At 63.4% G+C, this 15,693-nt stretch carries 9 protein-coding genes; 7 read left to right on the top strand and 2 right to left on the bottom strand.

The genetic code is table 11. The features are described 5' to 3' along the window. Window positions 1-132 precede the first annotated feature (132 nt). The 6 genes from EB235_RS31460 to EB235_RS31435 all read left to right on the top strand — a co-directional run bounded on the left by EB235_RS31460 (window position 133) and on the right by EB235_RS31435 (window position 7,129). Complete coding sequence (locus EB235_RS31460; RefSeq protein WP_027033535.1) at window positions 133-1,581, top strand: helix-turn-helix domain-containing protein; 1,449 nt, start codon at window positions 133-135, stop codon at window positions 1,579-1,581. Window positions 1,582-1,717: 136 nt separating this feature from the next. Then, entirely contained in the window at window positions 1,718-2,689 is a 972-nt protein-coding gene (locus EB235_RS31455) for a DMT family transporter (RefSeq protein ID WP_027033536.1), read from the top strand. A gap of 326 nt (window positions 2,690-3,015) precedes the next feature. Continuing rightward, the gene (locus EB235_RS31450; RefSeq protein WP_027033537.1) at window positions 3,016-4,113 is read left to right on the top strand and encodes a polyamine ABC transporter substrate-binding protein; all 1,098 of its coding nucleotides are present in this window, start codon (window positions 3,016-3,018) and stop codon (window positions 4,111-4,113) included. Window positions 4,114-4,196: 83 nt separating this feature from the next. Further along, window positions 4,197-5,336, top strand: coding sequence for an ABC transporter ATP-binding protein (locus EB235_RS31445; protein WP_027033538.1), 1,140 nt, complete (start codon window positions 4,197-4,199; stop codon window positions 5,334-5,336). A gap of 9 nt (window positions 5,337-5,345) precedes the next feature. Then, complete coding sequence (locus tag EB235_RS31440; RefSeq protein WP_027033539.1) at window positions 5,346-6,314, top strand: ABC transporter permease subunit; 969 nt, start codon at window positions 5,346-5,348, stop codon at window positions 6,312-6,314. Continuing rightward, window positions 6,311-7,129 (top strand): ABC transporter permease, encoded by an 819-nt coding sequence (locus EB235_RS31435; protein WP_027033540.1) that lies wholly within the window; start codon window positions 6,311-6,313, stop codon window positions 7,127-7,129. The genes EB235_RS31440 and EB235_RS31435 overlap by 4 nt, the downstream gene beginning before the upstream one ends. Before the next feature lie 92 nt (window positions 7,130-7,221). Here EB235_RS31435 and EB235_RS31430 read toward each other — a convergent pair whose 3' ends face one another. Beyond that, on the bottom strand, window positions 7,222-9,072 hold the full coding sequence (locus tag EB235_RS31430) for an AsmA family protein (RefSeq protein ID WP_027033541.1): 1,851 nt from the start codon (window positions 9,070-9,072) through the stop codon (window positions 7,222-7,224). 195 nt (window positions 9,073-9,267) lie between these two features. Here EB235_RS31430 and EB235_RS31425 point away from each other — a divergent pair, with 195 nt between their 5' ends. Further along, window positions 9,268-11,229, top strand: coding sequence for an acetoacetate--CoA ligase (locus EB235_RS31425; protein ID WP_027033542.1), 1,962 nt, complete (start codon window positions 9,268-9,270; stop codon window positions 11,227-11,229). Between the two features lie 257 nt (window positions 11,230-11,486). Here the strand turns inward: EB235_RS31425 and EB235_RS31420 are convergent, their stop codons facing one another. Beyond that, window positions 11,487-15,629 carry a PAS domain S-box protein gene (locus EB235_RS31420; protein ID WP_027033543.1) on the bottom strand — a complete coding sequence of 1,381 codons (4,143 nt, stop codon included), beginning with the start codon at window positions 15,627-15,629 and terminating at the stop codon, window positions 11,487-11,489. Window positions 15,630-15,693 lie beyond the last annotated feature (64 nt).

The raw sequence follows: 15,693 nt of genomic DNA, 5'->3' as shown, positions 1-15,693 counted from the left end.
GAAACTCAGCTTGAGATAAGGGAAAACCTGTGTTGTGTTTGACAGAGGGCTGCTGTAAATTTGTCACGATTGTAAATGTGAGAGCGATGGAATCGCCGCGAATACCGTGTAAATTCCTGTCAAGGATAGTCGATGGCTGATCAGAAAATCTTCGCCGGGCCGCGCATCCGCCGCATCCGCAACGCCAAGGGCCTGACCCAGACGGCGATGGCCGAGGGGCTCGGCATCTCGCCGTCCTATCTCAACCTGATCGAGCGCAACCAGCGGCCGCTGACGGTGCAGCTTATCCTCAAGCTGGCGTCCGTCTACAAGGTCGACCCGCATGAGTTGCAAGGCGAGGCAAGGGGGTCGGTGGCCGCCCTGAAGGAAGTGTTCACCGACCCGCTGCTGGTCGGCGAATTGCCGGGAGACCAGGAACTGATCGAACTTGCCGAGGCGGCGCCCAATGCATCGGCCGCGGTGATAAAACTGTTCCGTGCCTATCGCGAGCAGGCCGAGCGGCTGTCCGATCTCAACGAGCTTCTGGCACGCGAGGGTCGCGCCACGGCGCTGTCCGGTGCCCGCCTGCCGATCGACGAGGTGCACGAGACCTTCGAGCGGCGGCCGAACCATTTTACAGCACTTGAGGAAGAAGCCGAGGCGTTCACCGCGGTGCTTGATCCCGGCGACGATCTGTTCGGCGCACTGAAGGCCTGGCTGAGGCGCGAATACGGCATCGTCGTCAAGGTGCTGCCGGTCGCCACCATGCCGAACTGGCGCCGCCGCTACGACCGCCACTCGCAGCGGCTGTTCCTGTCAGAGCGGCTGTCGCCGTTCGACCAGCTGCGCGAAGTGGCGATGGAGGCCTGCCTGATCCGCATGACGGTCGCGGTGGCCGGCGAGATCCAGGCGCTCAGGCTCACGACGGACGAAGCGCGCCGTTTGGCTCGCTTCGAGCTCGGCCGCTACGCCGCGCATGCGCTGATGATGCCTTATCAGGCCTTTCATGCGGCCGCTATTCGCGCCCGCTACGACATCGACGTACTGCGCTCGCGCTTCGGCGTCTCCTTCGAGCAGGCGGCGAACCGGCTGACCATGCTGCAGCGGCAAGGCGCGCCCGGCGTGCCGTTCTTCATGCTGGAGGTCGACAATGCCGGAAACCGCTTCCGCAGAGCTGGCAGCCAGGGCTTTCCGCACAGCCGCTTCGGCGGCGGCTGTCCCAAGCTACCCGTGCATGCCGCCTTCTCGCAGCCCGGCCAGATCTTCGTCGAAGCGGTGGAAATGCCCGACGGCGCCGAGTTCTTGTGCGTCGCCCGCACGCTGGAGGGCCCGCAAGGTGCGTTCTCGGAGCGTCCGCGCCGCACCGCGCTGCTGCTCGGCTGCGACATCGGCTTTCGCGACGACATCGTCTATGGCGCGGCGCTGCCCGGCGTAGCGGCTGCGGGAAAGTCGGGACCAGGCATTGTCGCGGCGACGCCGGTCGGGCCCGCTTGCCGGCTTTGCGAGCGCGTCGGCTGCCTGTCGCGCGCCGAACCGCCGGTGACGCGTCCGCTCGGCCTTGACGAAATGGTGACGGGCCTGAGCGCCTTCGACTTCCAGTAACGCGGCAGCAAAGGTGCCACAATCATCGCCGGTGTCTGGATCAGTCGCGGCTCAAGTCTTTGCGCTACGCGAACAGAGCAGTTTTTTGTCGTCCCTTGCGCATCGTCCCGTCCACAAAAGCTCGACAGTCGCGCCCATGACAGACGCAGCATCATCACCGGTCCTTGTCGCATCACCCGGCCATGTCACTTTGACAGCCTCGCCGCGCGAGGAACGTGTCGGCATGCTTTTGGTCTTCCTGTCGGCGCTGATGTGGAGTTTCGGCGGCACCATCGCCCGCTTCATCACCCTCGGCGACAGCTGGACGGTTATTTTCTGGCGTTCCATCTGGGCCGCCGCCTTCCTGCTCTCCTTCATGGTCTGGCGTGACGGCTGGCGCGGCATGTTGAAGTCATTCCGCGACATGGGCCTGCCTGGCCTTGCCGTCGGGTTCTGCTTCGCCATCGCATCGACCGCCTTCGTCGTGGCGCTCGCCTACACCACCGTCGCCAACATCCTTTTGATGCAGGCCGGCGTGCCGCTTCTGGCGGCGCTGTTTTCCTGGGCCTTGTTTCGCGAACGGGTTGGTGCCGTGACCTGGGTGGCGATTGCCGCCGTCATCGCCGGCGTTGCCATCATGGTGTCGGAATCGCTCGATGGCGCCGTCTCGCCCATAGGCGATGGGCTGGCGCTGCTGATCGCCTTCATGTTCTCGATCGCCACCGTCATCACGAGGCGGTTCGCCAGCGTGCGGATGACGCCGGCGACCTGCCTCGGCACGATCCTGGCCGCGGGCTTTGCCGCCTCGCAGGCATCGACCTTCACCGTCTCGGCCAGCGACATGGGCTTTCTCTTCGCCTTCGGCGTCGTCAATCTCGGCATCGGCCTCGCCTTCTTCGCCACCGGCGCGCGGCTGATCCCGGCAGCCATTGCGGCACTGCTTGGTACATTCGAGCCGATCCTTGGGCCGATATGGGTCTGGCTCATCCATTCCGAAGTGCCGTCTGGGCGCACCATCGTCGGCGGCGCGGTGGTGGTCACGGCGCTGCTTGTCCATATCGGGCTCGAGTTCAAGCGCCAGGCACGACCGCAGCGCGCTGGGGTCACTGGGGTGCCGTCACCGAATTGATGCAGGCCACTGAAGCTTTGCCATTGACAACGTTGCTGCAGCCCGGGCAGGCTGGGACTACGGCAACAACAAGACAGGCGTATCTTGCCAAGTGTCCCCGGCGACCCGATCGAGACCGGACCATATTTCTGTATTTCTGTCCGCGCGGCGGCGAAAGCTTCTGACGGCGGCGTGATTCCTTCCAGCCAGGGACAATTGCGCGGCCGCAAGCGGCGCGCCAATTGGCGCTTGTTGTCCCCTGGAAAGCTCAATAGTCTGAAAGAAATGCCCGGTCGCGCGCATGCCGCGACGAGCCGGCGATGGAACACTCACCAAAGGAGAATAGCATGATCCGCAAAGCGCTCTGGCTTTCGGCAACCTCGGTATTTCTGACATTGTTCACACCCGCCGGGCATGCCGAGGACCGCGTCGTCAATGTCTTCAACTGGTCCGATTATATCGACCCGACGATCATCGACGACTTCACCAAGAAGACCGGCATCAAGGTCGTCTACGATACGTTCGATTCCAACGAGATCCTGGAAACCAAGCTGCTTGCCGGCGGCAGCGGCTATGATGTCGTCGTGCCCAGCGGTAATTTCCTGGCCCGTCAGATTCAGGCCGGCGTGTTCCAGAAGCTCGACAAGTCGAAACTGCCGAACCTCGCCAACATGTGGGATACGGTTTCGCAGCGGACTGCCAAATACGACCCCGGCAATGAGTATTCGATCAACTATATGTGGGGTACGGTCGGCATCGGCTACAACATCAAGAAGGTTCAGGCAGCACTCGGCACCGACAAGATCGATAGCTGGGATGTGTTCTTCAATCCCGAAAGTCTCGCCAAACTGAAGGACTGCGGTGTCTACGTGCTGGATTCGCCGGCCGACATCATCCCGGCGGCGCTGAAATATGTCGGCCTCGACCCGAACAGCACTTCGCCCGACGATATCGCCAAGGCCGAGGAAGCCATGATGAAGGTCCGCCCCTTTATCAGGAAGTTCCACTCGTCCGAGTACATCAACGCCTTGGCCAATGGCGACATCTGCCTGGCGGTCGGCTGGTCTGGTGACGTGTTCCAGGCGCGCAACCGCGCGGTCGAAGCCAAGCAGGGGGTGGAGATCGGTTATTCCGTGCCGAAGGAAGGCGCCCAGATGTGGTTCGACCAGATGGCGATCCCTGCCGATGCGCCGCATGTCGCCGAGGCGCATGAATTCCTCAACTACATGATGACGCCGGAAGTGATCGCCAAATCGTCGAACGCCGTGCTCTATGCCAACGGCAACAAGGCCTCCCAGCAGTTCGTCGACAAGGCGCTGCTCAGCGATCCGGCCGTCTATCCCGATGACGCGACTCTCCAGAAGCTCTACACGGTCTCTCCTTACGATCCCAAGACCCAGCGTGTCGTCACCCGCACCTGGACCAAGATCGTGACCGGCCAATAAGCAATGCGACACGGTCCCGGCAGTCATCTGCCGGGACCGAATTCCATCTGGGGCAAGAAGCAAGAATCAGGACGGAGTGGGATATGAAATCGCTTGGCAGCATCCGCAGGGATTTCGCGCCATGGAACGATCCGAACGCCAAGCCATACATCCAGTTCGACAACGTCACCAAGAAGTTCGGTGACTTCACCGCCGTCAACAATTTGTCGCTGACCATATTCGAGCGCGAATTCTTCGCGCTGCTCGGCGCCTCCGGTTGCGGGAAGTCGACGCTGCTCAGGATGCTTGCCGGCTTCGAGGAACCGACAGCCGGTCGCATCCTGCTCGACGGTCAGGATCTGCGCGGCATTCCGCCCTACCGCCGGCCGGTCAACATGATGTTCCAGTCCTATGCGCTGTTCCCGCATATGACAGTGGAAAAAAACATTGCCTTCGGCCTCAAGCAGGAAGGCATGCCGGGACCGGATATCGAAAAGCGCGTTGCCGAGATGCTGAAGCTGGTCAAGCTCGAGCAGTTCGCCAAGCGCAAGCCGCACCAGCTATCGGGCGGCCAGCGCCAGCGCGTCGCACTTGCCCGATCGGTCGCCAAGCGGCCGAAAGTGCTGCTGCTCGACGAGCCGCTCGGCGCGCTCGATAAGAAATTGCGCGAGGAAACCCAGTTCGAGCTGATGGACCTCCAGCAAAATCTCGGCCTCACCTTCGTCGTCGTCACCCACGACCAGGAAGAGGCGATGACCATGGCCGACCGCATCGCCATCATCGACAAGGGCGAGGTGATGCAGGTTGCGACGCCGGCGGAAGTCTATGAGGCGCCGACCTCCCGCTTCGTCGCCCATTTCGTCGGCAATGTGAACATGTTCGAAGGGAAGGTCGCCGAGCGCGCTGCAAACACGACCCGCATCACCGGCGCGACGGGTGCCCAGATCGTTGTCGAAAACAGCGCCGCGACCGCGGCCGGTTCCGACATCGTCTTCGCCATCAGGCCGGAGAAGATCAAGGTCTCGTCGAAGAAGCCGGCAGACGCCGTCAATGCGCTGGAAGGCGAGGTCTATGACGTTGCCTATCTCGGCGACATGACCGTCTATCACATCAGGCTCGACGACGGGCAGATCATCAGGGCAAGCGCCTTGAACGCCGCGCGCGTGACCGAGGATCCGCTGACCTGGAACGACCGCGCCTGGGTGTCCTTCCGGCCCGACGCCGGCGTCGTGCTGGCGCGGTAGGGGGCTGCCATGTCCAACATCGCTGTCACCGATACCGCCATGCCGTCGACTGCCGCCAAGCCGTTTTTGACGCGGCTGGGTGCCGGCTTCGTCAACCGGCTCGTCATCATCGTCCCCTATGTCTGGCTGCTGTTCTTCTTCCTCATTCCCTTCGTCATCGTCTTCAAGATTTCGCTGTCGCAGACCGCGATCGCCATGCCGCCCTATACGCCAGTGCTCGACTTCAGGGACGGCGTGTCCGGCTTCTTCGCCGGGTTCCGCAACCTCAACTTCGACAACTATGTCTGGCTGACGCAGGACGCGCTCTATTTCAAGGCCTATGTGACCAGCGTGATCATTGCCGCGATCTCGACGCTCTTGACGCTTATCGTCGGCTACCCGATCGCCTATGGCATGTCACGCGCACCGGCCACAATCCGCCCGACTTTGCTGATGCTGGTCATCCTGCCGTTCTGGACCTCGTTCCTGATCCGCGTCTATGCCTGGATCGGCATTCTGAAGCCCGAGGGCCTGCTCAACCAGTTGCTCTTGTCGCTGCACATCATCAACCAGCCGCTGGTCATCCTCAACACCTATACGGCGATCTTCATCGGCATCGTCTATTCCTATCTGCCGTTCATGGTGCTGCCGCTCTATTCGTCGCTGGAAAAGATGGACTATTCGCTGATCGAGGCGGCCAAGGATCTCGGCTGCCCGCCGACATCAGCCTTCTGGAAGATCACCTTCCCGCTGTCGGTGCCGGGCGTCATTGCCGGCTGCCTGCTGGTGTTCATCCCGGCCGTCGGCGAGTTCGTCATCCCCGATCTGCTCGGCGGTTCGTCCACGCTGATGATCGGCAAGACGCTGTGGAACGAGTTCTTCGCCAACCGTGACTGGCCGGTGTCTTCGGCCGTCGCCGTCATCCTTCTTCTGCTGCTGACCGTGCCGATCATGCTCTTCCAGCAAGCGCAGGCCAAAGCGCAGGAACAGGACAAATGAACGCCACCTGGAGCCGCTTCAACGTCACCTCGATCGTGCTTGGCTTTGCCTTCCTGTACCTGCCGATCGTGCTGCTCATCGTCTTCTCCTTCAACGAATCCAAGCTCGTCACCGTCTGGGGTGGCTTCTCGACCAAATGGTACGTGTCGCTGTTCCACAATCAGGGCCTGATGGACGCCACCTGGGTCACGGCGCGCGTCGGCGTCATTTCGGCGACGGTTGCGACCGTGCTCGGCACGCTGGCGGCTCTCACCCTGACACGCTACACGCGGTTCAGGGGCCGGGTGCTGTTTTCCGGCATGGTCTTCGCACCGCTCGTCATGCCGGAAGTCATCACTGGCCTGTCGCTGCTGCTGCTCTTCGTTGCCGTTGGTCTCGACCGCGGCTTCTTGACGGTGACACTCGCCCACATCACGCTGACAATGTGCTTCGTGGCGGTCGTCGTGCAGTCACGCCTGGTTTCCTTCGACCGGTCACTGGAGGAGGCGGCGATGGATCTCGGCGCGACGCCGGTAAAAACCTTCTTCCAGATCACGCTGCCGGTCATCCTGCCGGCAATCGTGTCCGGCTGGATGCTGGCCTTTACGCTGTCGCTCGACGATCTGGTCATTGCCAGCTTCACCTCCGGGCCGGGCGCCACGACGCTGCCGATGAAGATCTACAGCCAGGTCCGTCTCGGCGTGACGCCGGAGATCAATGCCGCCTGCACCATCCTGATCGCCGTTGTCGCGGTCGGCGTCATCATCGCTTCGATCGCCAACAAGCGGCGTGAAGTGCAGCGCCAGCTCGACGAACAGGTGGCGCAGCGCGGGTGAGCATGATTCCCAAAAGCACGCCCTCGGGCCTGACCCGAGGGTGGAAGCCGGTTTTCGGACAGATCATGCTCAACTGAACGAAAGCGCCGGAGCTATTCGCCCGAAACGCCGCGGCTTATCGGGGAAATGAACGGCGTGCTCCATGTTCCGCCAACGAAGAAGGACGACTGGTTGGGTCCCTGCTGGCCGGTCTTCTGCGCCGCCGCTTGGTCCGGCTGGATGACACCGCCGGACAGTGCCAGTCCGCGCCCCGCATAGGAGGCGATGCCGGAAAGCCAGATCTTGGTTTTCGCCGAATTGGCCTCGGCCTTGTCCAGCCTCGCCACGCCTCTCGAAATGGTTGCCTTCAGTTCGGCGCCGTCGATCGGCAGCGTCCCGTCCGAGACGTCGTCCAGCGCGAAGAAGCCGCCCTGTTCGGAATGCTTGAGGAAGGCCGGCAGGTTGAACTTGCTGAGCGCGCCGGGGCCGAAGGTCGCTGAGACCGAGCCGTCGGCATTTTCAAAGATCGAATCCCAGGTTCTGCCCGGTCCCTTGAGGATGACCGAAACGGTGCCCGTGCCGACCGGCACCAGCCGGGTCATGCCGGCCGCCGTACCGAACGCGCCGCCATCGACATCGGACGCAAGCAGCCGGATCTCGACCTGGGTGCCCTCGGGCTTGCGGTCGAAACGAAGGCTGGTCTGGATGTTGCCGCCAAAGGCCGAGGCGTCGGAGATATCGAAGACGGAAAGACCATCCTTGACCTGGGCGGTCGCGGCGACATCGGCAAGCTGGATGGGGCCTGCCGTGGCATGCGCCGCCGACAGCCTGAGATCGAGGTTGATCCGGTCGGCGAAACTCGCTTCGATTTCTGGTCCTGTACCGCTCGCAGGCGCCAGCGGCGTGAAGGCGGACAGGAACGATCTGAGGTCGAGCGTGTCGAAGGCGAGCGTGCCCGAGATCACCGGCTGTGCTTCGCCAAGCGACAGGTCGAGCGCGCCCATGCCGGGATTGTTGTCCAGCGCAAGCGCGGTGTTTTCGAATTTGATGCGTCCGGCCGACGCCGTGACCTTGCTCGAAATGCTGACCGAGCCGATCGCCGCGCTCGGCGCGATGCCGGCCTGAGACCACTCCAGCACGCGGCGCAGCGAGGGTGCCGCGAACTTGACCTGGCCGTCGAAATAGCCGTTCTCGGCCATGCTGGCCATGCCGTCCAAGGAGAAGGTGGCGGGTGCTGCCTTGAAAGATAGAGTGAGCGGCGCCATGCCGCCGGCAAACAACACCAGCGGCTTCGGTGAGGCAGCGTCGAGCGCCACGCTTTCGCCGCGCCAGATGCCGGTTGCCGACAGCGTCGCATTGCTGTTCATCGCCGCCCAATTCGCCTGGCCGTTAAGGCTGCTCAGGATCTCGACGTCCTTGCCGTCGACGGAAGCCACCATGCGGCCGTCCCTGAACTCCACCGTGCCGAAGGCATCGGCCGGCAGCTTGTCGAGATCGGGCTTGGCAGGGTCTGCACTGACGACCCCGCGCGCCGTGTCGATGGAGCGTGCGATGCGGCCGCCGGTCGGTGCCGTGGGCAGGAACAGGCCATCCACCGTGCGCTGGACCCGGATCGTCGGCCGCACCAGCCGCGCCGTGGAAAATGCCACATCGCCCTGCAATGCCGCCATGGCCGAGAGGTCAATCTCGACCCGTTCGGCCTCGACGACCGGCGGCGCATCGGCGTCCGTCCACTTCGACAGCGTCACATCGGTCAGGATTGCGCGGAATTTCGGCCAGACCTCGATGCGTGGCGAGCCGTCAATGGCGACCCGGAAGCCGCTCCAGGCGCTCATTTCCCAGGCGATGCGGTCGCGCACGATACGCGTCGAGGCGATCAGCGGCAACGCGGCGACCACCAGAGCGATGACGATCACGGCAGCGCCGATCGCCCATACTCCGCGGCGGATCAAGGATGACGGCATATCGTCTTGTACGCTTCCGTTCCGAAAAAATTGCCCGACGTGACCCCAGTCGTCACTACGACTTACGACTGAGGCATTTCAAGTCTTTATGGCCCGGCGATGGCATTTGCGCACACCTGGCCGCTTCGGCCCAACAAAATCTTGCTCTGCTGCGCTGCGATATGCATAAGCGATGACGACTTGGGAGGATCGATCATGGCTGCCGAAGTACCGCTCTGGACCCCGACGCAAGACCAGATTGACGCTTCGCCGCTGACCGCTTTCCTGAAGGAAGCGGAAACGAAAGCCGGCGCCACATTCGCCTCCTATGCCGACCTTCACCGCTGGTCGGTCGAGGACCGCGAGGCATTCTGGAGCCTGGTCTGGGATTTTTGCGGCATCGTCGGCGACAAGGGAGGCGAGCGCCTGCTGGCCGATGGCGACAAGATGCCGGGCGCATCATTCTTCCCCGATGCGACGCTGAACTTCGCCGAGAACCTGCTGGAGAAGACCGGTTCTGGTGACGCGATTGTCTTTCGCGGCGAGGACAAGATCGAGCGGCGGCTGTCGTGGAACGAACTACGGCAGCTGACCTCGCGCTTTCAGCAGCTGTTCCTGTCGCTCAAGGTAAAGAAGGGCGACCGCATCGCGGCGATGATGCCCAACATGCCGGAGACCGTTGCCGCCATGCTGGCCACGGCCTCGATCGGCGCGGTCTGGTCATCCTGCTCGCCCGATTTCGGTGAGCAGGGCGTGCTCGACCGGTTCGGCCAGATCGAACCTGTCATCTTCATCGCGCCAGACGGTTACTGGTACAACGGCAAGGCGATCGAGGTCGCCGACAAGATCACTGCTGTTGCGGCCAAGCTTGATACCGTGCGCAAGGTGCTGATCGTCGATTATCTCGGCTCGTCGCGCGATGTCGCTGACATTATCGACAAGGCCGTGGCGCTGGAAGAGGCGCTGTCGCCGTTTGCGGCCAAGCCGGTCGGCTTCGAGCGGCTGCCATTTTCGCATCCGCTCTACATCCTGTTTTCGTCAGGCACCACCGGCATTCCCAAATGCATCGTCCATTCGGCCGGCGGCACGCTGATCCAGCATGTCAAGGAACACCGGCTGCATGCCGGCCTCAGCGAGGGCGACCGCTTCTTCTATTTCACCACTTGCGGCTGGATGATGTGGAACTGGCTGGCGTCGGGCCTCGCATCCGGCGCGACACTGCTGCTCTATGACGGCTCGCCCTTCTACCCCGACGGCAATGTGTTGTTTGATTTCGCCGATGCCGAGAAGATGACCTTTTTCGGCACCTCGGCCAAATTCATCGATTCCGTGCGCAAGGCCGGCCTCAAGCCGATCCGCAGCCATGATCTGTCGACAATACGCAGCATCTCGTCGACCGGCTCGCCGCTGTCGCCGGAGGATTTCCGCTTTGTCTATGAGGGGATCAAGAAGGACGTGCATCTGGCCTCGGTCTCCGGCGGCACCGACATCGTCTCCTGCTTCGTGCTTGGCGTGCCGACGCAAGCTGTCTGGACCGGCGAGATCCAGGGTCCCGGCCTTGGCCTCGCCGTCGATGTCTGGGACGACGATGGCAGACCGATCCGCCAGGAGAAGGGCGAACTGGTCTGTACCAGGGCCTTTCCGTCGATGCCGATCGGCTTCTGGAACGACCCGGACGGCAAGAAATACCAGGCCGCGTATTTCGAGCGTTTTGACAATGTCTGGTGCCATGGCGACTTCGCCGAATGGACGGATCATGGCGGCATGATCATCCATGGCCGCTCCGACGCCACGCTCAATCCGGGTGGTGTGCGTATCGGCACGGCGGAGATCTACAACCAGGTCGAGCAGATGCCGGAGATACTCGAAGCGCTGTGCATCGGCCAGGATTTCGACAATGACGTGCGCGTCGTGCTTTTCGTGCGGCTGGCGGCCGGTGTCCAACTGGACGAGGATCTGGAAAAGCGCATCCGGGCGAAAATCCGCACCGGCGCCAGCCCGCGCCATGTGCCGGCCAGGATCGTTGCCGTCGCCGACATCCCGCGCACCAAGTCGGGCAAGATCACCGAACTCGCGGTGCGCGACGTCGTTCATGGCCGCGCCATCAAGAACAAGGAAGCGCTGGCCAACCCGGAAGCGCTGGAGCTGTTCAGGAACCTGCCTCAGCTTGCCGAATGAACCCAACCGCCATGGTTAACGAAATCTGTCGTTAGAATTTACCTAGATTTCATGAGTGGTACACATTCGTAAATTTTTCGAGAGGCTGGTAAGGACTTGTTAAGTCCCGGCGTCGATAGTCGCATGTAACTTGAGGGAGAAATCCCGTTCCTCTGCCCCCGGAGGATCTGAATTCGCTCAAGCCCCCGTTGTGACAGCAATCCCATCTCTTAAGGCGTCCTTTGGGCGCCTTTTCTTTTGCCTGATAGACTGACCGGCTATTCCGCGAGCACCCGGGTCGAGGGGAACGCGACCTCCACCAGAGTGCCTTCGCCAGGCGTCGAATTGATGGTGAAGCGGGCGCGGTTTGCTTCCACCATCGCCTTGGTCAGCGGTAGACCGAGGCCGGTTCCGTCGCCACGTCCGCGCTTCAACGCGTTGATCTGCTTGAACGGCTTCAGCGCCTGCTCGATCTCGGCCTGGCTCATGCCGATGCCGGTGTCGCGCACGCGCATGACGACATCGCCCGAGGTTTCATAGGCGGTCGAGACGATCACCTGGCCGCCGGCCTGGGTGTAGCGGATGGCGTTCGACAGGATATTGAGCGCGATCTGGCGCACGGAACGGAGATCAGCCACCACTTCCGGCAGCCGCGAGGCGAAGCTGGAGCGGATGATGACGCGTTCGCGGTTGGCTTGCGGCTGCATCATCGCCACGGTCTCTGCCAGCGTATCGTTGAGCGACACCGCCTCATAGGCCATTTCCTGCTGGCCCGCCTCGATCTTCGAGATGTCCAGCAAGTCGTTGACCAGATCGAGCACATGGTTGCCCGAGCGGTTAATGTCTCTGAGATAGTCGCGGTAGCGGTCATTGGCGACCGGCCCGAACTTCTCGTCGACCATCAATTCGGAAAACCCGATGATGGCATTGAGCGGCGTGCGGATCTCGTGGCTGATGCGGGCAAGGAAATCGGTCTTCTGCGAGGAAGCCCGCTCGGCCACCGCACGCGCCTGGGTGAGATCTTCCTCGGCCCGCTTCCACTGTGTGATGTCTCTCACAACGGCACAGAAGCCGCTGTCATTGGGCAGCCGGCCGATGGTCATGAACAGGGGGATGAAGCGCCCTTGCGCTTCGCGCCCGATCACCTCGCGGCCGTCGTTCATCACGCTCGCCACGCCGGGCTCGGACAGGCCGGTGAGATAGTCGCGCGCTGCGCGCTGGCTTTCGATGGCAAACAGCGAGGCGAACGGCTTGCCGGTCACCTCGTCGCTGTCGAAGCCGAACAGCGCTTCGGCCGGGCGGCTGATCGAGCGGATGGTGCCGTCACTGCCGATCAGCACGACGCCATCGGTGGCGGTGTCGATGATGGTGCGCATCTCGGCGATGCGCGCCTTGAGCTCGGAAATGTCGGGCTGTGTCGGCTCCTCGCCAACCGCGTGCAGGGCCACAGGCGCGTCATCCTCGCCAGAACGGCGCACGACGAGCATCAGCGCCTTGCCGTCGCGCCAGGGAACGGAGCGCAGGATGGCGTCGATCGGGAATTCCTGTCCGTCGCGGGTCTTCAGTCGCAACGCCCGGTCGCTGCCGTCGGAGGCACTGTCATCGGCGTAGGGATCGGCAAACAGCGCGCCCAGGCCGCCGGCATCCTCGAGATCCTCAAGCGTGTCGTAACCGGTCAGGTCTAGGAATTCCTCGTTGGCATAGTGCAACTGGTCGCCCGAATGGATGAGCAGCGGCACCGGCAGCTTGCTGAGCAGCGACGTATCGGGAGCCTTGCTATCGTTGCCGACGGAAAACGCCGACGGCACGAAGCCTTCGGTCTTGAGCGGCGGTACCTGCAGGCGTGGGCGCTGCATCCCGGCGGCGTCGCTGGCACTGACAATCTCGGCGGCCGGCGCAACGGCTTGCCCGTCGGAGACGGCCGATGGCCCGGCATGCTCCGCGACCTCATCACGAACCGCGGCATCTTCCGCGCCGGCCCAATCCTCATTGTCCTCGGCATCGCGAAAATCGGCCGACGTCATGCTGTCGTCGTCTGTCGCGACATGTCTGGTGTCCGCAGTTGCCGGTTCTTCGTCGATCGCGGCCGGCTTGGCAATTTCCGGTTCCGCAGCGACTGGTTCAGAGGCTACCGGTTCAGGGACCGTAGGCTCGTCATTGTCCGCGACAGGGCTGGGCTCGTCATTGTGGTCGGCGTAGCTGAGCAGCGAGCCAGTCACGCCGGCCGGCGCGTCGGCATGCTCCTCGTCAACCGTGTCGTCCGGATGGACGCCATCGAGTCGCGCGAGATCTATCTCGTCCTCGGCATCGACATCGGTCTCGGATGGCTCGGCCGACACGGCGCCGTTCTCCGGCTCCGCCACCGGGATTTCGCTGGCCTCTGTCGGCTCTTGATCTGGGGCGGCATCAGGTGTCGACGCAACCTCGGCGACAGACTCGATCGGAGCTTCCGTCTTCGGGGTTGGGGCCTCCGCTACCGTTTCCGCCGCCGGTTCACCCGGTGTCTTGGCCTCGGGTTGCGTCGGGCTTTCGATGCCGGGCTTCTCGGCTTCCGGCGGCTCGGCCGGCGAACTGTCTTTCTTCAACCGCTCGCCGATCTCGCGGAAGGCGCTGCGCTCCAGTGTCGACAGCCCCTTGTCGTTGGCCGGCTGCCGGTGTTCGGCCAGCCGGATGACCTTGTCGGCAAAGCGCCGCTCCGGTTTCGGCACGATGGTCAGCGCCGGCACCTCACCCTTGAACGGATCCGCCGCGTTCGGCTCCTCGGCCTTCGGTTCTTCAACGAGAGGTTCGACGGCTTCCGGTACAGACCCTACAGGGGCCTCGCCATTGGGCACCAGGGCCATGCCGATCGCTTCCGGATCGACGATCGCGTCGCCGGTCCGCGCCACGCCGAAACCGCGAAAACCTTCGAAAGCACGGCTGCGGCCATAAACCGGCAAGGCGGCGAGGTCGACGGGGATCTTCAGATCGGTGCCGACAACAGGCCACAGCACGGAGCGGCCGGACCAGGTGTCGCGCCGCTCCAGCAGGCCGGCAATCTCGCCGGACGCGTCGAGGCCGAAGGCGGCCGCGACATCCCTGAAGCGCCGGCCGATCACGTCGGCGGCCGGCTTGCCGACGATGTCGGCGAATTCCGGCGACAGCGTGCTGAACTTGCCCTCGGCGTCGGTGCGCCAGACAAACCGCATCGGCGCCGCTGAGCGGTCGATCGTCCTGGCGGCCGGGGGAGGTGCGATCGGGGCAGCCGGGGAGGTGGCCTCGTCGTGGTTCGGGGTGTCGGCCGAAGTCTCGGCCGCGCTCGTTTCGGCCACGGCAGCCGGGGAGGTGGCCTCGTCCTGCTTCGCGGTGCCCGCCGAAGCCTCGGCGTTGTTCTTCGGTTCCTGCGTCGCTGGCGCGGGTCGCGCATCGTCCTCGCCGGCATTGAAATACCAATGATCGTGCTGTGCCGGCGTGCCAGCCGCCGGCTGATCGTTGTCGGCAGCTACCGGTGTCGGTCCGGTCGGCTCCGTTAGCTCTTGCGTTGCCTGTTCCGGCTTATGTTCAGTCACGGGCTCGGAAGGGGTGGGCTCGTGCTCGATCTCGGCAGCGGGCCGCTTGATCGCCTCTGTCTGCGAAACATCCGCCGTCGGCTGATTGTCCTGGTGAGGATCGGATTCAACGCCGGTGCTTTCCGCCGCCGCGGCAGTGCCGCCGGTTTCGTTGGCCGGGCTTTCCACCACTTCGGGGCCTGCCGAAGCCTCTTCAACAGACGCGTTGTCCTCGAGCTGATCCTCGTCGATCACGACCAGGAGATGCCGGTCCGGCGTCAACCGGGCGAGGCCAGCCGGGTAAGAGGTGTTGCCGCCCGGAACGAGGCGCTTGACGATGCGTTCGCTCTCGGCAGCCACATCGGCCACCAGGGCGGCCAGTGTCGCGGGCTGGATGTCGAGCGCTGAAAATCCCTCCGAGGCGGCCTCGACATTGCCCCCGGCATCGATGAAGGCGATGAAATGGCCGTCTTCGGTAAAGCCGCTGATCGCCCGGCTGGCGATTTCAGCGGCACTGCGCGAGCCTGTCTGCGCCGCCGGCACCGCCAGCATGATCGCCTTTTCGCCGTCGGGCAGGGTCACGGCACTTGCCTGGAAGCCGATGGTGCGGCTGGTCATGCCGGTCGCCAACCTGACGGTGATGCCACGATCAGTGCCGATTTCGGGAAAACCGCTGGTCGCCATGATCTGGCGGCGAGCAATGAGCGGTAACTGTGCGGAGGCGCCGATGATGGCTTCGATGTCGGGGTAGCCGAACACGGCAGCACCCGGCCCATTGGCCCAGATCACCTGCTCCAGGTCCACCGACAGGATCGCGATCGCGTCGCCGGCGGCAAAGCGCTGGCGGACCGCGTCGAGCACGGCGACGTCGAGGAAGGAATATTCGGACGGCATGCGCTTGGCGAATCCTCACGGAGCGGCGAAGTTTGCAGTTAACGCTTTGTTAATAAAAGCCGGC

This window comes from Mesorhizobium loti R88b, assembly GCF_013170845.1.
Taxonomy (GTDB): Bacteria; Pseudomonadota; Alphaproteobacteria; order Rhizobiales; family Rhizobiaceae; genus Mesorhizobium; species Mesorhizobium loti_B.
This window is presented reverse-complemented; position numbering and strand designations above follow the sequence as displayed.

Bases quoted from the DNA above. Each gene is read 5' to 3' on its own strand.
- EB235_RS31455 (WP_027033536.1), top strand. From the start codon at position 1,718: ATGACAGACGCAGCATCATCACCGGTCCTTGTCGCATCACCCGGCCAT.
- EB235_RS31440 (WP_027033539.1), top strand. From the start codon at position 5,346: ATGTCCAACATCGCTGTCACCGATACCGCCATGCCGTCGACTGCCGCC.
- EB235_RS31435 (WP_027033540.1), top strand. From the start codon at position 6,311: ATGAACGCCACCTGGAGCCGCTTCAACGTCACCTCGATCGTGCTTGGC.
- EB235_RS31420 (WP_027033543.1), bottom strand. From the start codon at position 15,629: ATGCCGTCCGAATATTCCTTCCTCGACGTCGCCGTGCTCGACGCGGTC.
- EB235_RS31445 (WP_027033538.1), top strand. From the start codon at position 4,197: ATGAAATCGCTTGGCAGCATCCGCAGGGATTTCGCGCCATGGAACGAT.
- EB235_RS31430 (WP_027033541.1), bottom strand. From the start codon at position 9,072: ATGCCGTCATCCTTGATCCGCCGCGGAGTATGGGCGATCGGCGCTGCC.
- EB235_RS31425 (WP_027033542.1), top strand. From the start codon at position 9,268: ATGGCTGCCGAAGTACCGCTCTGGACCCCGACGCAAGACCAGATTGAC.
- EB235_RS31450 (WP_027033537.1), top strand. From the start codon at position 3,016: ATGATCCGCAAAGCGCTCTGGCTTTCGGCAACCTCGGTATTTCTGACA.
- EB235_RS31460 (WP_027033535.1), top strand. From the start codon at position 133: ATGGCTGATCAGAAAATCTTCGCCGGGCCGCGCATCCGCCGCATCCGC.